This is a genomic window from Arthrobacter sp. B10-11 (assembly GCF_033142195.1).
Taxonomy (GTDB): Bacteria; Actinomycetota; Actinomycetes; order Actinomycetales; family Micrococcaceae; genus Arthrobacter; species Arthrobacter oryzae_C.
Genome location: NZ_JAWMTH010000005.1, coordinates 245,596 through 267,474, shown reverse-complemented (window position 1 = coordinate 267,474; position 21,879 = coordinate 245,596). Strand labels below are relative to the sequence as shown.

The 21,879-nt window shown below is 65.7% G+C and carries 17 protein-coding genes; 10 read left to right on the top strand and 7 right to left on the bottom strand.

All coding sequences use genetic code 11. From position 1 onward, the window contains the following. Window positions 1–57: 57 nt before the first annotated feature. The 4 genes from RW112_RS16710 to RW112_RS16695 are packed head-to-tail and all read right to left on the bottom strand — an operon-like array spanning window position 58 to window position 3,874. Window positions 58–1,341, bottom strand: a complete 1,284-nt coding sequence (locus tag RW112_RS16710; protein ID WP_411709926.1) for an adenylate/guanylate cyclase domain-containing protein — start codon at window positions 1,339–1,341, stop codon at window positions 58–60. Then, window positions 1,331–1,960 (bottom strand): PH domain-containing protein, encoded by a 630-nt coding sequence (locus tag RW112_RS16705; protein ID WP_317782836.1) that lies wholly within the window; start codon window positions 1,958–1,960, stop codon window positions 1,331–1,333. The genes RW112_RS16710 and RW112_RS16705 overlap by 11 nt, the downstream gene beginning before the upstream one ends. Next, window positions 1,953–2,933, bottom strand: a complete 981-nt coding sequence (locus RW112_RS16700; protein WP_317782835.1) for a biotin--[acetyl-CoA-carboxylase] ligase — start codon at window positions 2,931–2,933, stop codon at window positions 1,953–1,955. The genes RW112_RS16705 and RW112_RS16700 overlap by 8 nt, the downstream gene beginning before the upstream one ends. Window positions 2,934–2,983: 50 nt before the next feature. Next, window positions 2,984–3,874 (bottom strand): NAD(P)-dependent oxidoreductase, encoded by an 891-nt coding sequence (locus RW112_RS16695; RefSeq protein WP_317782834.1) that lies wholly within the window; start codon window positions 3,872–3,874, stop codon window positions 2,984–2,986. 205 nt (window positions 3,875–4,079) lie between these two features. On the opposite strand from RW112_RS16695, the gene RW112_RS16690 reads away from it, so the two are divergent. The 4 genes from RW112_RS16690 to RW112_RS16675 all read left to right on the top strand — a co-directional run bounded on the left by RW112_RS16690 (window position 4,080) and on the right by RW112_RS16675 (window position 9,399). After that, window positions 4,080–5,663 carry an acyl-CoA carboxylase subunit beta gene (locus RW112_RS16690; RefSeq protein ID WP_317782833.1) on the top strand — a complete coding sequence of 528 codons (1,584 nt, stop codon included), beginning with the start codon at window positions 4,080–4,082 and terminating at the stop codon, window positions 5,661–5,663. Then, a complete protein-coding gene (locus RW112_RS16685; protein ID WP_411709925.1) occupies window positions 5,660–5,914 on the top strand; it encodes an acyl-CoA carboxylase subunit epsilon in 255 nt (84 codons plus the stop codon). The genes RW112_RS16690 and RW112_RS16685 overlap by 4 nt, the downstream gene beginning before the upstream one ends. Window positions 5,915–6,011: 97 nt before the next feature. Further along, window positions 6,012–7,697 (top strand): DUF885 domain-containing protein, encoded by a 1,686-nt coding sequence (locus tag RW112_RS16680; RefSeq protein ID WP_317782832.1) that lies wholly within the window; start codon window positions 6,012–6,014, stop codon window positions 7,695–7,697. A gap of 253 nt (window positions 7,698–7,950) precedes the next feature. Beyond that, window positions 7,951–9,399: a dicarboxylate/amino acid:cation symporter gene (locus RW112_RS16675; RefSeq protein ID WP_317782831.1), complete on the top strand. Its 1,449-nt coding sequence runs from the start codon at window positions 7,951–7,953 to the stop codon at window positions 9,397–9,399. Between the two features lie 33 nt (window positions 9,400–9,432). Here RW112_RS16675 and RW112_RS16670 read toward each other — a convergent pair whose 3' ends face one another. Further along, a complete protein-coding gene (locus RW112_RS16670; RefSeq protein ID WP_317782830.1) occupies window positions 9,433–9,984 on the bottom strand; it encodes a hypothetical protein in 552 nt (183 codons plus the stop codon). A 183-nt stretch (window positions 9,985–10,167) separates the two neighbouring features. Here RW112_RS16670 and RW112_RS16665 point away from each other — a divergent pair, with 183 nt between their 5' ends. Then, window positions 10,168–10,833 (top strand): TetR/AcrR family transcriptional regulator, encoded by a 666-nt coding sequence (locus RW112_RS16665; protein ID WP_317782829.1) that lies wholly within the window; start codon window positions 10,168–10,170, stop codon window positions 10,831–10,833. Window position 10,834: 1 nt separating this feature from the next. Next, a complete protein-coding gene (locus RW112_RS16660) occupies window positions 10,835–13,378 on the top strand; it encodes an MMPL family transporter (RefSeq protein ID WP_317782828.1) in 2,544 nt (847 codons plus the stop codon). Between the two features lie 21 nt (window positions 13,379–13,399). On the opposite strand, the gene RW112_RS16655 is transcribed toward RW112_RS16660, so the two are convergent. After that, complete coding sequence (locus RW112_RS16655; RefSeq protein ID WP_317782827.1) at window positions 13,400–14,788, bottom strand: HNH endonuclease; 1,389 nt, start codon at window positions 14,786–14,788, stop codon at window positions 13,400–13,402. A 430-nt stretch (window positions 14,789–15,218) separates the two neighbouring features. Here RW112_RS16655 and RW112_RS16650 point away from each other — a divergent pair, with 430 nt between their 5' ends. From RW112_RS16650 to RW112_RS16640, 3 genes are all read left to right on the top strand, one after another. Beyond that, entirely contained in the window at window positions 15,219–15,914 is a 696-nt protein-coding gene (locus RW112_RS16650) for a Maf family protein (protein WP_317782826.1), read from the top strand. A 193-nt stretch (window positions 15,915–16,107) separates the two neighbouring features. Beyond that, window positions 16,108–17,892: an acetyl/propionyl/methylcrotonyl-CoA carboxylase subunit alpha gene (locus RW112_RS16645; protein WP_317782946.1), complete on the top strand. Its 1,785-nt coding sequence runs from the start codon at window positions 16,108–16,110 to the stop codon at window positions 17,890–17,892. Between the two features lie 89 nt (window positions 17,893–17,981). Then, on the top strand, window positions 17,982–18,713 hold the full coding sequence (locus RW112_RS16640) for a glutamine amidotransferase (protein WP_317782825.1): 732 nt from the start codon (window positions 17,982–17,984) through the stop codon (window positions 18,711–18,713). A gap of 71 nt (window positions 18,714–18,784) precedes the next feature. Here RW112_RS16640 and RW112_RS16635 read toward each other — a convergent pair whose 3' ends face one another. Next, window positions 18,785–20,197: an MFS transporter gene (locus RW112_RS16635; protein WP_305940258.1), complete on the bottom strand. Its 1,413-nt coding sequence runs from the start codon at window positions 20,195–20,197 to the stop codon at window positions 18,785–18,787. Window positions 20,198–20,466: 269 nt separating this feature from the next. Here RW112_RS16635 and RW112_RS16630 point away from each other — a divergent pair, with 269 nt between their 5' ends. Continuing rightward, window positions 20,467–21,879: an MFS transporter gene (locus RW112_RS16630; protein WP_305940257.1), complete on the top strand. Its 1,413-nt coding sequence runs from the start codon at window positions 20,467–20,469 to the stop codon at window positions 21,877–21,879.

Sequence of the window (21,879 nt, the reverse complement as noted above, 5' to 3'; positions counted from 1 at the left end):
GCTGTGCAACACAGCCGGGCCAGTCCGACTATGTCATAAGACCATCAATTTTAGAAACTAGTCCAGGACCAGGCCGCGCCCGCTGCCGCGCTGCAGCAGGACAGGGTGGATCTCACCAAAACCGCGGACCTCTTCTGCCTTCTGCGGCTCCAGCACAAACCGCTCGTCGTGTTCCAACGCTGCCGCCGTCATCGAATCAACAAGCACCGTGCCGGGGTCGGCAAGTGCGGTCAGGCGGGCTGCGAGGTTAACGGTGGGCCCGTAGATGTCGCCCAGGCGCGAAAGGATCCGCCCCCAGACCATCGCAACCCTGGCTTCGGGCAGGATCTCATCCTCGGTGAAGGCCTGCGACAGGGCGAGGGAAATTTCGGCCCCGGCCGCCGGTGTCTCGGCGATATAGAGGACTTCGTCACCCACTGTTTTCACCAGCCGGCCGCCGCCCACCGAAATGATCTCGGCGCACTTGTTCTCAAAGCGCTGCACCAGCTGCGCGAGCGTCTTCTCGTTCATGCGCCGCGACAGGCTGGTGTACGAAACGAGGTCGGCGAAACCCACGGCGCGCGCCAACGGCAACGGCGCATCATCCTCGTCGCCCTCGCGGCCCTCTTCGCTGGCCTGCAGTCCGGCCTCGGCCCGCACGGCAAGACGCTGGACACCGGCGTTGAGCTGCCGGCGCCAGGAGTAGACCAGCATCTCTTCCAGGGCATCGACCAGGGACGGAAGCTGGTTGACCAGGCGCTTGCGGGCCACGGCGTCCGGGACACCCTGCCGGTGGACCATGTCCTCCACCAGGGCTTCGATTTGCCACACCACCATGCGGTCAGTCATTTGCCCGATGGCGCGGGTCACCGAAATTGCCGCTTCTTCGGTGAGCTTCCCCGAGCGCACCAGATCCACGACGGTGGACAAGGCCGCCTGGTCGCGCTCAGTGAAGGCAACATCCTCGTCGCCGAGATTGGGAAAGCCCAGGGCGCGCCAGAGCTTGCGCGCGGACAGCAGGGAGAGCCCCGCGCCGGCCGCCACTTCACGGCGGCGCAGCTTGCGCTCACCGCCCAGGAGCCTGGCCTCGAGCGCCTTGGCTGCGAGCCGTTCTGCAGAGAGGGTCCCCGTGGGGGGAGCGGCAGGGTCGCCGGGCGGGTCACCTTGCACCGGCGTTTGAAGCACGGTCGTTTGAAGCACCGGCTCCTCGACCGAAGCAGTGTCCAAAGTGGCCGTATCCAGGACGGCTGCTTCCAGGGTTGCTGTCTCCACTACGGCGTCGGGCGGCGAAGGCAGCTCAGACGGCTCTGCCTCGTCCACTGCTCCGGCGTTGTCACCCGGTCCGGCGTTCTCAGCGCTCATCTGCTCCACCTTCTCTCGTATCCCACGTCTGTCCCACACCCCACGGCCGGTGGTGCGCCGCATTCCCGCTCATGTCCTGCGCCGCCCGGTCTGCCTCGAAGATCATGCCGGCGGGCAGTTCATCGATGGCGTCCAGGACGAAGTTTCGAAACCTCACAGCCTCCGGAACATCCGGGATCACGGCTTCGGCACCATGCCCGGTATCCAACGATATATTCCCGGAACGCAATATGCGCTGCCACAACGACTGGCTGACACCCACGTGCTGCACGGAAGCGAGGGAAATCTGCATGTCCCTCCTGCGCAACATGCCATAACGGGCAACTATCCGCCGGCTGGTCAGCACGTACTGCGTTGCGTGCCACTTGAGCACCCGCGGCAGGCAGTACCCCAACAGTATCCACGCAACTCCCCCGGCGCACACTGCGACGAGCCAGAGGGTCCACTCCCCGGTTAACACCGGAACCAGTCCGGCCGGGCCGCCTTTCACGATCCAGGCACTGGCGTACGCACCGAGGGCAGGCACGACGATGAACAGCAGCCCCGGAAAAAAGAGCTTCCGGGGCTGTGGCCGGGTGACAGTGATGACCTGTTCGCCCGGCAGGAGGTCTTTACGCATATCCGCTTTCGGAGGCGCCAGTCCCTGGCTCGGCTGCCGTTCCGCCGCCCGACCCTGGCGGTGTCCACGGCCGGAGGTGGACGACGTCGCCGGCCGTCACCACGTGCTCATGCCTGGCCGCGTCCACCACCAGGAGGGAGCCGTACTCGTCCAGTCGGGAGGCATGGCCGATAATCTCATGGTCGCCGGGAAGCTGGGCGCGCACTTGCTTGCCCAGCGTGGACATCACCGATTCGACCCTCTTGTGCAGCGAGGGTCCGCCGCCCAGCCCTGCAGCGGGGTCGCCGTCGGCATTGCAGAAGCTGCGGTAGAGCGCGGCAAAGCGTGAAAGGTAACTCTTGAGCAGCGCGGTCCGGTCGACAGTCCTGGCATTTTCCAGCAGGACAGACGTGGCCGTGGGGACCGGGAGCTCCGCGGCCGTCAGGGTCACGTTGAGGCCCGTGCCGAGGATCACGGGCGGAACGGTGCCGTCCCCCATGGGTCCCAGCTGCGCCAGGATGCCGGCAATCTTCCTGCCCCGCACCATGACGTCGTTGGGCCACTTGATCTCGGCAGGGATGCCCGCCGTTTCCAGGAGCGCCTCACGCAGGGCGAGGGCCGCGAGCAGCGAGAACCAGGAGTAGGTATGGGTGGGCAGCGGCCGACCCTCCGCGTTCACCGGGCGGAGGACAATCGACACCAGAACTGAGCTCAGGGGCGGCGCCTCCCAGTGCCGGTCCAGCCTGCCGCGGGCGGCCGTCTGGTGCTCCGCCGTCAGCACGGACAGGTCCGGCCACGCGCGGGGGTCCACGGTGACGCCCTGCAGGAGGTCGGCGTTGGTGGACCCTGTCGAATCCACCACCGTGAGCTGCGTGATGCCGTTGGCAGCCAGGAAATCCTCACTGCCCAGCTCACTCCGGCTGAGTCCGGCGCGGGCCTCGTAAGGCTGCGGGTTGATCGGGTCCTGGCCGTCGGCGGGCTGTGGGGCGTCCATAGTTGAATCCTACCGAGTTGGCGGGGCCGCGGCGGCGGGCTGAGCGGTTCTCAGAGGAAAATGTCAGGGACCAGCCGGTCCTCCGGCGCGCCGAGGCTGTACGGGGAAAAATCGGCCACCCCCGCCGAGGCGAGCACCTGTTCATCCGTATAAAAATTGCCGCTCCGTGGGCCCTCGTCTCCTGCAAGGTTGCTTCCCGTCAACACGGCATGGGCCGCATCAGCCATGATCTCCGGCCCGCGCGCAGCCTTGACGATGTTCTCGCCGCCGGGCATGTTGCGGATGGCTGCCGTATCGATCAGGGTGCAGGGCCAGAGCGAGTTGACGCTGATGCCGTCTTCCTTGAGTTCCTCGGCCAGGCCCAGGGTGGTGAGGCTCATGCCGTATTTGGCCATGGTGTAGGCCAGGTGCATTCCCGCCCATTTGGGATCAAGGTTCAGGGGCGGCGAGAGCGTCAGGATGTGGGCGGACGGTGACCGGCGCAGGGCGGGCAGCGCCAGCTTGGACAGCAGGAAGGTGCCCCGCACGTTGATGTCCTGCATGAGGTCATAGCGCTTCATGTCCACGGCGTCGGTCTTGGACAGATCAATCGCGGAGGCGTTGTTGATCACAATGTCGATTCCGCCGAAGCGTTCGACGGCGGCGGCAACCGCCCCGGCGACGTCGTCGTCATTGCGCACATCGCCGACGATCGGGAGCGCACGGCCGCCTGCTGCCTCCACCTGTTCCGCAGCGCTGAAGACGGTCCCTTCGAGTTTCGCGTGCGGCTGGCCGGTTTTTGCCATCAGCGCTATGTTCGCTCCGTCGCGTGCGGCGCGAAGGGCAATGGCCAGGCCAATGCCGCGGCTGCCCCCCGACATCAAAATAGTGCGTCCCTGAAGGGAACCGGCGGCCTGGTACGGCCCTGCGGCGGTGCCCGAAGCATCGTTGCTTGAAGTCATAAGGACACTCTAACCGAAGTATGTTACCGGCGAGTAACATACTGCCCGGTGCCCCTCGACGGCAGAAAATTGTAGGTTTTCTACAGCGGTCCGGGCCATTTGCGTCACTAGACTAGCCAGCAGGGTCCTGTTTTTGTGCGGAAGCTACTTAAGCGCCGTCGCGACGCAGGCCAGCGACCATCAGCTACAGAGCCGGAGATACTTGATGAGCCACGATCTGACAACGACTGCGGGAAAGATTGCAGATTTCCGCGACCGCCAGGCGCGTGCCGAGCAACCATCCGGCCCCGAGGCCATCGAAAAGCAGCATGCCCGCGGCAAGAACACCGCCCGCGAACGCATTGACCTCCTCCTGGATGAGGGATCCTTCGTCGAGTTCGACGCCCTGGCCGTCCACCGCTCCACCGCCTTCGGCATGGAAAAGAAGAAGCCCCTCGGCGACGGCCTGGTGTCCGGCTACGGCACGGTGGACGGCCGTCCCGTCGCCGTGTACAGCCAGGACTTCTCGGTGTACGGCGGCTCACTCAGCCAGGTCAACGGCGAGAAGATCGTCAAAGTCCAGGAATTCGCGCTCCGTAACGGCTGCCCGGTAGTGGGCATCCTCGACGGCGGCGGGGCCCGGATCCAGGAAGGCGTCGCCTCCCTGGCCATGTTCGCGGACATTTTCCGCAACAACGTCCACGCCTCCGGCGTCGTCCCGCAGATTTCCCTCATCATGGGCCCTTCCGCCGGCGGAGCCGCGTACTCCCCTGCCTTGACCGACTACGTGGTCATGGTGGACAAGACCTCCCACATGTTCATTACCGGCCCGGACGTGATCAAGACCGTCACCGGCGAGGACGTCGACATGGAAACCCTCGGCGGCGCACGGCAGCACAACGCCACCACGGGCACCTCCACCTACCTGGCGGCGGACGAGGCGGACGCCATCGAATTTGTCCGCGAACTCCTGGACTTCCTCCCCTCCAACAACCTGGCCGAAGCCCCGGTACTGGAGCACCAGCAGGACCTGGAGGTCGACGGCGACGACCTCGCCCTGGACACACTGATTCCGGATTCCGCGAACCAGCCCTACGACATGCGCAAGGTCGTTGAGCAGATCGTGGACGACGCCCATTTCCTGGAAATGCAGTCCCTCTACGCCCCGAACGTGATGATCGGCTACGGCCGCATCGAGGGGCATACGGTAGGCATCGTAGCCAATCAGCCGATGCAGTTTGCCGGCACGCTGGATATCTCGGCTTCCGAAAAGGCCGCGCGCTTCGTCCGGCACTGCGACGCCTTCAACATCCCCATCATCACCCTGGTGGATGTGCCCGGTTTCCTTCCGGGCAAAGACCAGGAATTCCAAGGGATCATCCGCCGCGGCGCCAAGCTCCTGTATGCCTACGCCGAGGCAACCGTTCCCAAGCTGACCGTCATCACCCGCAAGGCCTACGGCGGAGCGTACATCGTCATGGGCTCCAAGAAGCTCGGCGCCGACCTGAACCTGGCCTGGCCCACGGCCCAGATCGGCGTTATGGGTGCCCAGGGCGCCGTCAATATCCTGTACCGCCGCGAGCTTGCCGCAGTCGCGGAGGCGGGCGGCGACGTCGAGGCCAAGCGCGCCGATGTCATCCGGCAGTACGAGGAAGAACTCCTCAACCCCTACCAGGCGGCCCAGCTTGGCTACGTGGATGCCGTCATTGCGCCGTCCGAAACCCGGGTTCAGATCATCAGGGGCCTGCGTGCCCTTCGGGACAAGCGCGCCAGCCTGCCCGCCAAGAAGCACGGGAACATTCCGCTGTGACCCCGGAAGTGGAGCCCGCCGGGAACGCGGCAGCAGCCGGCGACACGACGGCAGAGGAGCCGTTGTTCTCGGTGGTCAAGGGCGAACCGACGGACGTGGAACTGGCGGCGCTGGCCGCCGTCGTACTCTCCCTCGGCAGTGCCGAGCCGGAAGGCGATGCAAAGCCGAGCGTCCGCCATTGGGTGCGGCGGCAGCAGCTGCGACTGGCCCCGACTCCGGGACCGGGAGCGTGGAAGCGGAGCCGGGGCTAACGCCTGCGGCTCCGCGGCCAGACCGCCGCGGCTCACTGACACACCGAAAAGTTCAGTGAGTCTTTCATAACTGGGACTGGCCCGTTAGTCTCGTGGGGTGACTACCGAAACCGCAGCCTCCGCGCGCCCCCAAACAGCCATCGACGCCGTCGCAGACGCCTATACGGACACCCTGATCAGGCTTAACCCGAGCTTTGCCACCACGCTTGGAGTGCCCGGCCACGAAACTGAGTTCCAGGATTTCTCGCCCGCCGGCATCGAAGGGTTCATCGCGGCGGCGCGGGAGGCACTCAGTGCCCTGGACGGGCTGGAGCCGGTGGACGACGTGGACGCCGTCACCCTCGACGCCATGCGTGAACGGCTGGGGCTGGAGCTGGAAATCCACGAATCCGGCTGGGATGCTGCCGACCTGAACAATATCTCCTCGCCGGCGCAGGACATCCGCGCCATCTTTGACCTGATGCCCACCGATTCCACGGAACACTGGGAGCACATCGCCGGCCGCGCCCACAGCGTTCCCGGCGCCATCGAGGGCTACATCGAGTCGCTGCGGTCCGCCAAGGATCAGGGCAAGGTCTCCGCCGCCCGGCAGGTGTCCATCGTCATCGAGCAGGCCACCAAATACGCCGCTGAGGACGGGTTCTTCGCCAAGATGGCCGCCGGGGCAAAGACCGCGGACGGCCCGCTGTCCGCGGACCTGCAGGCAAAGCTCGACGACGGCGCTGCCGCCGCCCGCGCGGGGTACGAAAAACTCGCGAACTTCCTGTCCGACGAGTTGTTGCCCGTGGCCCCGGCCAAGGACGCGGTGGGCCGGGACCGCTATGCGCTGGCCTCGCGGGTATTCCTCGGCGCGACAGTGGACCTCGACGAGACCTACGCCTGGGGCGTCCAGGAACTGGAGCGCCTCATTGCGGAACAGGAACGGGTAGCGGACGAAATCCGGCCCGGCGCTTCCGTGGAGGAAGCCAAGGCCGTCCTGAACAGCGATCCCTCCCGCCAGCTGAAGGGCACTGATGCCCTCAAGGCCTGGATGCAGGGACTCTCGGACAAGGCGGTGGCGGATCTCGCCGGCGTGCACTTTGAGATCCCGGAGATCATGCAGACCCTCGAATGCCTGATTGCCCCCACCGACGAAGGCGGCATCTACTACACCGGCCCCTCCGACGACTTCAGCAGGCCGGGCCGGATGTGGTGGTCGGTTCCCCCGGGCGAGGACACGTTCACCACCTGGGCCGAGACCACCACGGTGTTCCACGAGGGCGTACCGGGGCACCACCTCCAGATCGCCACGGCCATCTACCGCCGGGAGCTGCTCAACAAGTGGCGCCGCAACGTCTGCTGGACATCGGGCCACGGCGAAGGATGGGCACTCTACGCCGAAAAGCTGATGCAGGAGCTGGGGTACCTTAAGGACCCGGGCGACCACATGGGCATGCTGGACATGCAGCGGATGCGGGCGGCCCGCGTAGTGTTCGACATCGGTGTGCACCTGGAGCTGGAGGTCCCGGAACGCTGGGGCAGCGGCACCTGGACGCCGGACAAAGGCTACGACTTCCTCAAGGCGAACCTTGCGATCAGCGAGGGCCAGCTCAACTTCGAATTCGCACGTTACCTGGGCTGGCCGGGCCAGGCGCCGTCCTACAAGGTTGGCCAGCGCCTCTGGGAACAGATCCGCAGCGAGCTCGAAGCCCGGCCGGGCTTCGACCTGAAGGCCTTCCACACGAAGGCGCTGAACATCGGCTCGGTTGGCCTGGACACCCTGAAGCGGGCGTTGCTGGGGTAACTGCCTTCCGCCTGACGAGTTTTTGTCCAGATAACGCGAGCAAACCGCCCCGGAAGTCGGCTTATCTGGACAAAAACTCGTTTGTGGCGGCGCGGGGCGAGACGTTTGCCACACGCTGCCCGGGAATAACTTCACAAACGGGCAGTCTTCCGGCGTACTTTCAGGGATTTTGCTGCAGGCCGCCGAAATCTGCCGCGTAACATTTCTCAACATCTGTTCGTCGTGATACGTCGGCCGGTCCTAGCGTGTTCGGGTGACCACTCAAACCAGCACCCCCTCCCCCGCAGGAAAGACCGGCTTCCGGCTGCCCGCATGGGCCGGCTCGTTCGGCTTCCAGATCATCGCCGCCCTGATCGTGGGCCTGGGCCTTGGCCTTCTGGCCAAGTACACGGGCAGTACAAAGGCGAGCCCCAATGCCCTCGGCGCCACCCTGCAGACCATCGGCTCGAGCTATGTCTCGCTGCTGCAGACCGCCGTGGTCCCCCTCATCTTCACCGCCGTCGTGAGTTCCATCTCGAACCTCCGGCAGGTCTCCAACGCCGCCAAACTAGCGTGGAACACGCTGCTCTGGTTTGCCATCACATCACTGATCGCGGTGCTCATCGGCATCGGGCTGGGTGTGCTGCTGCAGCCCGGCGCAAGCACCGGCATCACCCAGGAAGCCAAGTACTCCGGCAAGTCCGGCGACTGGTGGGCCTTCCTGATCGGACTCTTCCCCAAGAACTTCCTCGGCCTGGGCGCCAGCTCCACCGTTGCCGAGTCGGGCGCTGTGACCACCGCCGTCAGCTTCAACGTCCTCCAGATCCTGGTGATCGCCATTGCCGTCGGCGTGGCCGCACTGAAGGTGGGCAAGGCCGCAGAGCCCTTCCTGACCCTTAACGCCTCCGCCCTCGCAGTCATCCAGAAGGTCCTGTGGTGGATCATCCGGATTGCACCGCTGGGCACGGTGGGCCTGATCGGCAACGCCGTGGCCGTCTACGGCTGGGACACCATCGGCTCGCTGGGCAAGTTCACCTTCGCCATCTATGTCGGTCTGGCCCTCGTCCTGTTCGTGGTCTACCCCGTTCTGGTCCGCACGCACGGGCTGTCCGTCAAGCAGTACTTCTCCGGCGTCTGGCCCGCCGTGCAGCTCGCCTTTGTCTCCCGGTCCTCGGTGGGCACCCTGCCGCTGACCCAGCGCGTCACCGAACGCAGCCTGGGCGTCCCCCGCGCCTACGCCTCCTTCGCCGTGCCGCTGGGAGCCACCACCAAGATGGACGGCTGCGCCGCGATCTACCCGGCCATTTCCGCGATCTTCGTGGCCCAGTTCTTCGGCATCCAGCTCGACTTCAGCCAGTACCTGCTGATCGCCCTCGTATCGGTCCTGGGCTCGGCAGCCACCGCCGGCACCACCGGTGCCGTCGTCATGCTGACCCTGACGCTCTCCACGCTGGGACTGCCGCTGGCCGGCGTCGGCCTCCTGCTGGCAATCGACCCGATCCTGGACATGGGCCGCACGGCCGTCAACGTGGCCGGGCAGGCACTCGTCCCCACGATCGTCGCCAAGCGCCAGGGCATCCTGGACGAGACGCTGTACAACGCGCAGCGCAACGGTGACCCGTTCGTTGACGAGGACGCCGTGCCCGCCGCAGACCCCTCGGCCGACGACGCCGGAGCTTCTAAGGGAGCGAACGGACGCGAGCTGGCCGGCACCAAGGCTTAGAAACCGCCCGCCAGAAAGCGATGTGCTGCGGGCCTAGCGGCCTCCGCCGCCAATCACGCCCTGCTCCACGGCTTTGGTGACGGCGTCCGCTTCCGCCTGGGTGAGCTTGCCGTCCGTGACCGCCTTGTCCAGCCGGGATTTCAGGGCCGCGGCCCGCTCTGACCGTTCCTCTGCGCGCAGTTCCTCAATGGCTGAGGTGACCTTGGATTCCTCAAGGCCAAGGGACTCCGCGAGGGATTTGGCCAAGGCTGCTTCCATGGCTTCCCGGTCCGGCTTCTCACCTTCGGCCGGCCGCGTAGCCGGCTTGTTGGCTTCACGGAACGACTTGAGGGCCTCGGTGACCTTCGCCTCGTCCACACCAAGTTTGGCAGCGAGCTCCGATGCCCGCACACCTCCGCCGTGGCCGTGCCGGCCGCCCTTGTGCCCGCGGTCGGGGTGGTCAGTGTTGGCATCGGCGGATGCGCTGGCCGACGGAGTGGGTGTGGGCGTGGTGGCCGCCGATGCGATTCCGCTGACTCCGATCCCGGCCCCGGCAACCAGGGCAACGGCGCCCAGGCCGAGGCCCAATTTCTTTCTACTAGACATGGCTCGTCTCCTCGATCCGCCGCGGCAACACGGCTGCTTCCGGTGGCAGGTACAGATCGCCTACCTTCCCCAAGGGTCCGCCAGCCACATAAGGATGAGCTGTCATAAAGCTGTCAGGAAGCTGTGAATCGGGGCCAAGAAAGAAACTTGCACAGAGTGTAAATATGCACGTAGTGTAATGCCGTGCCCCACACTCAAACCACCCCTGCGCCTGCCTCGCGACGGGAGCTCAACAAGGCCGCCACGCGCCAAGCGATCACCGATGCCTCCCTCCAACTCCTGCGCAGCAAGGGGCCGGGGAACTTCACCGTTGAGGACATCGCCGAGGCTGCCGGTATCTCGCGGCGCACGTTCTTCAACTACTTCAGCAGCACGGAGGCGGCACTGGCCTCCGTGACCCACGGTTTCCTGGACAACGCCCTGGCTCAATTCCGGCTGAGGCCCGCTGATGAACCCATCCTGGAGTCGGCCCGGGCGGCACTGATCCAACTGGCGGACCCCATGACCGTGGCCCCCATGGCCGAGCTGTACAGCCTGTCGCAGTCCAATCCGCAGCTCAACCGCTCCGAACTCGAAGCCTGGGACCACTGCACCGCCGAAATTATCGACGCCGCCCGCGAACGGTTCGCCCGGAACCCGGGCGCGGAACTCAACGAACTCTATCTCCGCGCGTTGGCTGGTTCCCTGATCTCCTGCGGTAAAGCTGCCATGGACGTCTGGTTCGCACAGCACGGCGGATCCCTCACGCCGGAATCCCTGGCTGCCCTCCGGCAACTCCTGATCGATTCCATGAGCCTGCTCGGCTCAGGCTTTGCGCCCACCGCCACCCCCTCCACAGATCGGCACTGACATGGCACTTTTGCTCTACCGCCTCGGCAAGTTCTCCTACCGGCACCGCTGGCTTGTCATCTCCGTGTGGCTCGCCGTGATGGTGGCCGTCGGCGGAGCGGCAGCCGCCTTCCATGGCACTCTGTCCAACAACTTCCAGATCCCTGGCACGGAAACCCAGCAGATGGCAGACAAGCTTAAGAAGGAGCTCCCTTCCTCCTCCGGCGGCTCCGCGAGCGTGGTGTTCGAATCCAACGACGCCCGGTTCAGCCAGGCCGGGAAGGACGCCGTCGCGGCTGCGCTGACCAAGCTCAGGACCCTTCCCGATGTCCAGGGCACAGTTGACCCGTTCGCAACCCAGGCCCAGCTTGATAAGGCATCCGCGGATCTTGCCGCCGGGCAGGAGCAGTCCGCCGCCGGCAAGGCCCGGCTCGACCAGGCAGCGGCCGAGCTGGCAGCCGGAAAGGCCCAGTTGGAGGCAGCGGAACAGCAGATGGCCGCGGCCGGTATGCCGGCCGCCGCGATCGAGGCACAGCTCGGCCAGCAGAAGGCTGCCCTGGCGGAAGGCCAGGCAAAGCTCGACGCCGGCACCAAGGACCTGGAAGCAGGTGAGGCAAAGCTGGCGCTCGGCGAGCGCCAGCTGCAGGCCTCTGAGGGCCTCCGTTTCGTCTCCGAAGACGGCAAGGCCGCCATCGCCCAGGTCCAGTTCAAGACCTCGATCAACGGCCTGAATCCGGACGTCCGCCAGGAAGTCCAGGACATCGTCAAGGAGGTGTCCGCCGCCAACGTGACAGCCCTTCCCAGCAAGGAAATCAGCGAGGACATTTCCGAGCTGTTCGGCACCGCCGAGATTATCGGCATCGCGGTCGCAGCCCTGGTCCTGGTCATAATGCTCGGGACCCTCGTTGCGGCAGGACTTCCCCTCCTGATGGCCGTCGTCGGCGTCGCCGTCGGTGTAGGCGGTACCTTCGCACTGAGCGGCACCATGGACATGAGCTCCGTCTCCCCGATGCTGGCGCTGATGCTCGGCCTCGCCGTCGGGATTGATTACTCCCTGTTCATCGTCAACCGTCACCGCAGTCAGTTGCTCGCCGGCATGGACCCGGAGGAATCCGTGGCCCTGGCCACCGGAACGTCCGGCAATGCCGTGCTCTTCGCAGGCCTGACCGTCATCATCGCCCTTGCAGCCCTTGTGGTCCCGGGCCTTCCGTTCCTGGCCGTCATGGGTCTCTCGGCAGCCGCGACGGTTGCCGTCGCCGTCGTCGTGGCCCTGACCCTGACGCCTGCTGTCCTGTCCCTGGTGGGCCGGAAGCTGATCTCCAAGCGGGCCTGGGCCAAGGCCGAGAAGCACAACGCCGCGCCCGGCCACGAAACCGAGGACCGCGCCAGGGACGAGTACCGCAGCAGCCACGGCTGGGGCGGCATTGTCACCAAGCACCCGTGGCTCGCGCTGCTGGCCGGCGTGGTGCTGCTTGGCGTGGTGGCCCTGCCCGCCAGCCAGCTCCGGCTCGCCCTGCCGGACGCAAGTTCCGAGCCGGTCGCCTCGCAGGCGTTCAAGGCCTATGACGTCACCAAGCGAAGCTTCGGCGAAGGCATGACGGGCCCGATCATCGTGGTGGGCGACCTTCCCGGGGGCCTGAGCGAAACCGAGGCTCAGGCCAAGCAGTTCGACGTCGCGGACATCCTGCGTGAAACCGGAAATGTCACTGCCGCGGTTCCGCTGGCCCTGAGCGAGGACCGCCGCACAGCGGTGTTCCAGGTCATCCCGAATGAAGGGCCGGCGAGCGCAAGCACCGTCCAGGTCGTGTCCGAGCTCCGCGCCGAAAAGGGCCAGATCAGGGACTCCACGGGCGTCACCATCGGACTAACCGGACAAACCGCCGGCAACGTCGACGTGTCCACCAAGCTCGGCGACGCTCTTCCCCCGTACCTGGCAATTGTGGTTGGCCTTTCGCTGATCCTGCTGCTGCTCGTGTTCCGCTCCATCTGGGTGCCGCTGCTGGCCACCGGAGGCTTCCTGCTGTCGCTGGCCGCCGCGTTCGGTGCCGTCGTGGCCGTGTACCAGTGGGGCTGGCTCGGCGCCGTCTTCGGCGTCGAAAATCCGGGTGCGGTGCTGAGCTTCCTGCCCATCATCCTGATCGGTGTGCTGTTTGGACTGGCCATGGACTACCAGGTGTTCATCACCTCCGGCATGCGCGAATCGTTCATGCATGGTGAATCCGCAAAGCACGCGGTCCGCAGCGGGTTCAGCCATGCTGCTGCCGTGGTGACCGCCGCCGCCATCATCATGGTCAGCGTGTTCGCCGGCTTCATCTTCTCGCACCTGAACATGGTCCGGCCGCTCGGCTTCGCCATGGCCTTCGGCGTGCTGATTGATGCCTTCGTGGTCCGGATGACGATCGTCCCGGCGGTGATGTACCTCCTCGGCGAGAAGGCCTGGTGGCTGCCCCGCTGGCTGGACCGCATCCTCCCGGACGTGGACGTGGAGGGCGCGAAACTCCGGCAGGACGATACCTTGGCATCCCTCCCTGTCGAAGATGAGGACGCAGTCGCCACGGCACGCTAAGTTCACTGCGATCCACGCAGATCAACAAGCCGTCCGCTGATCACTTTGATCACTGGGCGGCTTTGTTGCGTGCATAACACCGTGACTAAAGCTTGCCCCGGGCAGCGGGGGTGCTGTTGAAAAGTAGGTGTGGCCAGTGGGGATGGTGATCTCAATCGTGTGCCTGGGTCCCGGCCGTGCACGTGAATCCCAGCCCGGCGTTTCCTTAGTGTGATTGCAGGCTTCGCAGAGCCCGGCGCCGTTGGCCCGGGTTGTAGCGCCGCCACCGTTCCAGGGGACTATGTGGTCCAGATGGCGGATGGGGGCGTCGCAATAGGGGGTGCGGCAGGTGTCGTCCCTTGCCTCGATGAAGCGGCGGAGTCCCGCAGGAAAAAGCCGGGCGCGCGAATCCATCGCCACCAACTCGCCCGAAGCAGGGATGGTGTACAGGCGACGGATCCAGATCTTGAAAGCTTGGTCCCGGGCCGCGTCGGAGGCCCCACCGCGGACAATGCTTCGTGCCCAGCCGCCGGGAACCACGCCATAGCCGGGGAGGCGTGCCGGTTCTCCGTCGCCCTGGAAGAGGGTCCGGTCTGTCATGACGAGCTGGATTTCGATGCCGGTGATCCCGCCGGGGGTGCCGGTGATGCGCTCGACGAGGCCATCAGCCATGATCTGCCCCCGCGAACGCTGATCGCCGTCTAAACGGAGGGAGTCGGCCTGCCGGGTCAGGGCAGTATGGACGGCCACTCCTTGAGCCACCGGAAGCAGCGCGGTTAGGTAGCACATGGTGTCCGGTGCCGGCCGCAGGCTGACGTGCCTCCCCGTGGCGGCGTGGGCCCCTCGTTGTGTAACGGACCGTGGGCCGCGACGATAGGCAGCGCTCCGGACCGCGGCGACGATCCCCCGGTCACCGGCACCGTCAAAGGTCCCGGAGTCGGCAGCGAGCTCCTCATCGACGCTACAACGGTCCTCCGCGGACAGGCACGCCGTTTCGCGCACCAGCAACGTGGCCCGCCATTCATTCAACTGCCCGGCCTCCAGTGCTGCGAGGGTGCGCGGCATCTCAGGAACCAAGGCCTTGGCCAGACCCAGCAACCGGCTTCCCTTGGCCGGGGATTCGCGACGGGCCAGGGCAATCTGGGCTCCGACGCCCGCCCCGAGCTGGTCAGCAGGGATACCGGCGTCGGCCTGCTGCCGGCGCTGCAGCTGGTCAAAAGCGACAGACAGCCGGGCCTGACGGGCGGCCAGGGCAGACTTCCTGTCCTCCAGGGTCCGGATCTCATCGATCAAACGGGCGGCGTCCAGCTCCGGCGCGCCCTCGTTTAGCGCTAAAGACGGATCCGCCGTGGCGGGCTCCTGACCGCACGTGCAGGCGCAGCCGCACCCTGCTGCTGCCGGATCCGCCGCGGATTTCTGATTGCCGCCCATAGCTCAAGTGTCCTGGTGGGCTACGACATTAATGAGGGCCAGCAAGAGCCGGTCAACCGCTTCCGCTGCCATCGGGGAGGTCCCCGCCCCGGACGTAGCTATCGGCACACGGCTTAGGACAGCCGCCACTTCAAGACGCGTCCTGACAGTGGCCAGTGCGGAGCTAAGCTCGTCCAGCCGCCGACAGAATTCGATTTGCCCGGCACTGCTCACGGGCAGAGTAATGTCCTGAAGCGCGCGGTTGCACATCCTGATCAAGCTAACGAGGTCGCCGTCATAGCGTCTTGCCACTGATGAAAGCGATTCCCGTTCCTGGTTCCCGTCCATGAACCAACTATCCCGCCGACCCCTGACAGTAAAGCCCCGACAATAAAGCCGAGCGAAAAAGAACCGAGCGACAACACGACTCCCGGGGAATTAGGCTGGTCCGGTGACCCGCCTGATTCTTGCTTCCCAGTCCCCCGCCCGCACCAAACTTCTGAGCCACGCCGGCATCCGGCACGAGATCCTGGTCTCCGATGTGGATGAAGACGCGGTCCAGGCCCGCTACGGCGTGACGGACCCGCACGACACCGCCCTGCTGCTGGCGCGCGCCAAGGCGGAGGCGGTCGCCTCGCTGCCCGAAGCGGAGGGCGCCTTGGTGCTCGGCTGCGATTCAGTCTTTGAGTTCGACGGCGAGGCGCACGGCAAGCCTTACACGGCCGACGTCGCCAAGGAGCGGATGCTGCGCATGAGCGGCGCAATGGGCGTGCTGCACACGGGCCACTGGCTGGTGGACTGCCGCGACACCGACCCCGACGACTCGGAGAACACCGCCGGCTCCGGCCCTGCCGCCGGCTCCGGCGCCACGCTTGGTTCCGTGACCTCTGCGGAGGTCCATTTCATGGAGATGAGCGGGGACGAAATCGATGCCTACATCGCCACCGGCGAGCCCCTCCAGTGCGCCGGTTCGTTCACGATCGACGGCTACGGCGGGGCCTTCATCAGGAAGGTCGACGGCGACCCGCACACCGTCGTCGGGCTCTCCATTTCCACCCTGCGCGGGCTGCTCGCCCAGGCGCAGGTGGGCATCACCGAGCTGTGGACCGGCGGCGCCATTGACCCCGCAGAAGTCCGCGCTGAGTGAGCCAATTCGCACCTCTTTGTAGCTTCCCTACAAAGGTTAGGAGCTTTACCCGCGGAATCCGCAAGTAATATCGGCGGAACCCTCAAAATCGCGCTAGGCTCCCTGAAGGAAAGAAGGAGACGCCTTGTCAGCAAATACGGAGCAGTCCGCAAGTCCAGAGCAGTTCACCGCCCCCAGGAACGCAGGTGCCGCCCTGACGAGCTCCAAGCGGCTCAGCAAAGTCCTCATCGCCAACCGTGGTGAAATCGCTGTGCGCATCATCCGCGCCGCCCGCGACGAAGGCATCGCTTCCGTGGCTGTCTATGCCGATCCGGACCGTGACGCCCTGCACGTGCGCCTCGCGGACGAAGCATATGCGCTGGGCGGAAACACCGCTGCCGAGTCCTACCTTGTGATGGAGAAACTCATCGAGGTGGCCCACCAGTGCGGCGCTGACGCCATCCACCCCGGCTACGGCTTCCTCGCCGAGAACGCGCAGTTCGCGGCCATGGTCATCGGCGCCGGCATCACGTGGATCGGCCCCTCCCCGGAGGCAATCTCCGCCCTGGGCGACAAGGTCCAGGCCCGGCACATCGCCGAAAAGGTGGGCGCACCCCAGGTCCCCGGTACCGCTGATCCGGTGGAGTCCGCCGAGGAAATCCTCGAATTCGTGGACAAGTTCGGCCTGCCCGTAGCCATCAAGGCAGCTTTCGGCGGTGGCGGCCGCGGCATCAAGGTGGCCCGTACCCGTGAGGAAGTCCCGGAACTCTTCGAATCAGCCGTCCGCGAGGCTGTGGCCGCGTTCGGCCGGGGTGAATGCTTCATCGAGCGCTTCCTGGACGCCCCCCGGCACGTTGAAACCCAGTGCCTGGCCGACGCCTACGGCAACGTCGTGGTGGTTTCCACCCGCGACTGCTCGCTGCAGCGCAGAAACCAGAAGCTTGTGGAAGAGGCACCGGCCCCCTTCCTCACCGAAGACCAGAACCGCCGCCTCTACGAATCGTCCAAGGCCATTCTCAAAGAGGCCGGTTACCTCGGCGCCGGAACCTGCGAATTCCTCGTGGGCCAGGACGGCACCATCTCCTTCCTCGAGGTCAACACCCGCCTCCAGGTGGAGCACTGCGTCTCCGAGGAAGTCACCGGAATCGACCTGGTCCGCGAACAGTTCCGGCTGGCCCGCGGTGAGAAGCTGGGCTACGACGATCCCGAGATCCGCGGACACTCGATCGAATTCCGCATCACCGGCGAGGACCCGGGCCGCAACTTCATGCCGGCGCCGGGCACCATCAGCACCCTGAAAAACCCCACCGGCCCCGGCATCAGGATCGACTCCGGCGTGGAGCAGGGCGACGTCATCAGCGGCAACTTCGACTCGATGCTCTCCAAGCTGATCGTCACGGGCGCCACGCGCGAACAGGCGCTGCAGCGCTCCCGGCGCGCACTGGAGGAGATGGTGGTCGAGGGCATCCCCACCGTCATTCCCTTCGACCTCGCCGTGGTCACCAACCCCGACTTCGCCCCGGCAGAGGGACCGTTCAAAGTCCATACCCGCTGGATCGAGACGGCGTTCGTCAACAATATTCCGGCGTGGACGCCGACCGGCACCGACACTGAAGCGCCCGACGCCGGCGATCGCCAGCGCGTCGTCGTCGAGGTGGGCGGCAAGCGCCTTGAGGTGGTTCTGCCGGCATCGCTCGGCTCGTTCAGCGCCGGTGGCGGCTCCGCCAAGCCGGCCAAGGCGAAGAAGCGCTCCCGCTCCGGCGGACCGGCTGCAGCGGCCGGCGGCAACGCGCTGACATCCCCCATGCAGGGAACCATCGTGAAGGTGGCCGTTGCCGAAGGCGACGTTGTTGCCGAAGGTGATCTCGTCGTCGTGCTCGAAGCGATGAAGATGGAGCAGCCGCTCACGGCGCACCGGGCGGGCACCATCACAGGCCTGGCCGCCATCGCCGGCGAGACAGTCTCCGCCGGTGCCGTGATCGCCACTATCGAGGACTGATCCCAAGGGCTTACTTCCCTCCGTCTGCATTCCGAGCCGCCCCCGGCGCGCCCATGGCGCCCGGGGGCGGCTCCATGCAGACTTAGCGTGTGAAGCCATTTCTACTGCTTGCATCGCGCGCCGAGGACAAGGCCGCCGAAGAGGAATACGAGGCCTACCTGCGCTTTGGCGGACTCGAGCCAGCGCAGTTGCGGCGCATCCGGATGGAAGCCGGCCCCCTCCCGGAGCTGGACCTCTCCGACTACTCCGGCGTGATTGTGGGCGGCAGCCCGTTCACCTCGAGCGACCCGGCAGACCAGAAGAGCCCGGCCCAGCACCGGGTGGAGCATGAACTCCGCCTGCTGCTGGACCGCATTGTGCCGGCGGATTTCCCGTTCCTTGGGGCCTGCTACGGGGTGGGCACGCTGGGACTGCACCAGGGCGCCGTCATCGACCGGACCTATGGTGAGGGGCTGGGCGGGACCACCATCAAGCTGACGGCGGATGGCCTGCAGGATCCCGTGCTTCGGGGCCTTCCGGAAAGCTTCACGGCTTTCACCGGCCACAAGGAAGCCTGCACCGTCCTCCCTTCCCACGCGGTGCTGCTGGCCAGCTCGGCGGCCTGCCCGGTGCACATGTTCCGGATCAAGGCCAACCTATACGCCACGCAGTTCCACCCCGAACTCGACGCGGACGGGCTGGTCACCAGGATCGATATCTACCGCCACGCAGGCTACTTCCCGCCGGAATCGGCCGAAACACTCATGGAGAACGCCCGGCAGTTCACCGCCACGGAACCGATGAAGATCCTCGGCAACTTCGTGCAGCGCTACGCGAGGTAGGAGCGGAAAATGACACATGCCCGGCACCCCGTCAAGGGGTGCCGGGCATGTTTTATGCAGGCGGAACGCGGTCAGGCTACGTTGTTCTCGTAGTCCAGATCGCGGGTTTCCTTGCTCATGAAGAGCGCAATGAGGGTCAGCACCGCCATGGACGTCAGGTAGATACCCACCAGGACGGGGCTGCCGTCAGCCAGTTCCCAGAGCGCGACGGCGATAAACGGCGCCACCGCTGCGCCGAGGATGCTGGAGACGTTGTAGCTGACGGCGGAGCCGGTGTACCGGACGTTCGTGGGGAACAGTTCCGGCAGCAGGGCACCCATGGGGCCGAACGTAAGCCCCATCAGGGAGAAGCCGAGGATCAGCAGGCCCATGGTGCCCACAAAGCCGCCGCTGAACAGCGGGACGAACAGCAGGCCGAAGACGAAGATTCCGCCGGTCACGGCAAGCAGCATCTTGCGGCGGCCGTACTTCTCCGCCAGCGGTCCGGAGACCAGGGTGAAGATGCCGAAGAATACGACGCCGGCAATCAGCATCCACAGGAAGTCGTTGCGCGTGTAGCCCAGGCCGGGGACGAACGCGGCAGCTGCGGCCTCGGTCATCGGCTTCCCGGCCTTTTCGGCAGCAGCCTTGGCGGCGTCCAGCGTCGCCGGACGCGTGCCGTAGGTCAGCGTGAACGTGGTCATCAGGTAGAAGAGCACGTACGTGGCCAGCATGATGAACGTGCCCAGGATGAGCGGACGCCAGCTGGTCTTGAAGACGCGGGCCAGCGGGAGCTTGGCAACCTCGTTGCTTTCCAGCACCTTGGTGAAGGCCGGCGTTTCAATGAGCTTGAGGCGGACGTAGAGGCCAATGATCACCATGACGGCGCTGAGCAGGAACGGAACCCGCCAGCCCCACGCTTCGAATGCCTGCGGCGACAGCGTGTAGCTGGCTACCAGGAAGATGACGTTGGCAATGATGAAGCCGATGGGCGCACCCAGCTGCGGGAACGTGCCGTAGATGGCGCGCTTGTTGGCAGGGGCGTTCTCGGTGGCCAGGAGCGCTGCGCCGCTCCATTCCCCGCCGAGGGCCAGGCCCTGGGCGAAACGCATGACCACCAGCAGGGCCGGAGCCCAGAAGCCCCAACCCGGAACCAGCGCCGTGGGGAGGCAGCCGATCAGGAACGTTGCGATGCCCATGGTCAGCAGCGAAGCCACCAAGGTGCCCTTGCGGCCGAATTTGTCGCCGAAGTGGCCGAAGACAATCGAGCCGAGCGGGCGGGCGATGAAGGCGACGCCGAACACGGCGAAGGAGCTCAGCAGCTGGGTGGTCTCGTTCTGTCCCGGGAAGAACAGCTTGGGGAATACGAGCACAGCGGCAGTGGCGTAAACGTAAAAGTCGTAGAACTCAACGGTGGTACCGACGAGGCTGGCGACGATCACGCGCCCGCGCGAGTTAACCTGCTTGGCTGACCCCGGCTGCGGTGAGGTTGCAGTGGATGACATGTAGTAACGCTTTCGTGAGAAACCGGGCGGGCGCCCCAAAAAGACTGCCCGGCTAAGGGATACGTATCTCTCAATAATAGTTCCCGCGGTCCAACGACTGGACAAAGGGTCCACTATGCGGACTTTTTGATTTGTCTCACTAACTGCGCCTCACACCGTCCCAAAAGCCCCGATAGGCAAACTTCACAGCACGTTAACAAACGGCGACGCTTCACGAAACGCGCGCTCCCTACCTTGGAAGGACAACAAACCCCCGAAGGAGGTACACCGTGACTGTTGACCGCACGGCAGAGGCCGGCGCACAGCCCGGCACTACCCGCACCGTTCACGCCCCCGCCCTTGAAGTCCGCCCCGGCCGCTGGATCGCCAACTGGGATGCCGAGAACAAGGAGCAGTGGGAGACCCAGGGCCGCTCGATCGCCCGGCGCAACCTGAACTGGTCCATCTTCGCCGAATTCCTCGGCTTTGTCGTCTGGCAGCTTTGGTCCATCGTGGTGGTCCAGCTCCCCGCGGCAGGCTTCACGTTCACCACGTCCGAAATCTTCTGGCTGATCTCCATGCCCAGCCTGGTGGGTGCCACCCTCCGCATCCCCTACACGTTCATGGTCCCGAGGTTCGGCGGCCGCAACTGGACCATCGTCTCGGCCCTGCTGCTGCTCATTCCCTCCATTGGACTCGCACTGTGCGTCTCCAACCCTGAAACTCCGTTCGGCGTCATGCTCCTCGTGGCAGCCCTGGCCGGCTTCGGCGGCGGCAACTTCGCGAGCTCGATGGCCAACATCACGTTCTTCTACCCTGCCCGCGAAAAGGGCTGGGCCCTCGGCCTGAACGCCGCCGGCGGTAACCTCGGCGCCGCTGTCGCACAGCTTGCCGTCCCCATCGCCATCACGCTCCTGGCCGCCGGCAGCGTCAACCTGCCCATGGCCGGCTGGATGTGGGTCCCGCTCATCCTCGTCGCTGCATTCGGCGCCTGGAAGTACATGGACAACCTGACCAGCGCCAAGGGTGACGTGGCCGGCTCGGTGGCTGCGCTGAAGGAACCGCACCTGTGGATCATGGCGCTGCTGTACATCGGCACCTTCGGTTCGTTCATCGGCTTCGCCGGTGTGTTCCCCAAGCTCATCAAGGACTACTTCCCCGCTTTCTCCTCCATCGGAGTGGGCACCGTGGCACTGTCCCTCGCCTTCCTCGGCCCGCTGGTGGGTTCGTTGGCCCGCCCCTACGGCGGACGCATGGCGGACCGCATGGGCGGCGCCCGCATGACAGTGGCAGCCTTCGCCTCCATGGCGGTCATTACGCTGACCATGATCTGGACCCTGCCGCTGAAGAATTTCTGGCTCTTCCTGGTCCTCTTCCTGATGCTCTTCACTGCCAGCGGCTTCGGAAACGGCGCCACCTACCGGATGATCCCCATCATCTTCGCCACCAACAGCCGGGCAGCCCGCAACGGTGCCAGCTCGGTGGCAACCCAGCGCCTGGCTTCCTCGGCCCTGGGCCTGATCTCGGCAATCGGCGCCTACGGCGGGTTTGTCATCCCGCAGGTGCTGAACGCCTCCAACACGGCCAGCGGTTCATACACCCCCGCTTTCTACGGCTTCGTCGGGGCCTACGTCCTGATGCTCGTGGTCTGCTGGGCCTGCTACATCCGCAACGCCAACCGAAATGCGATGGGACACGTCTAA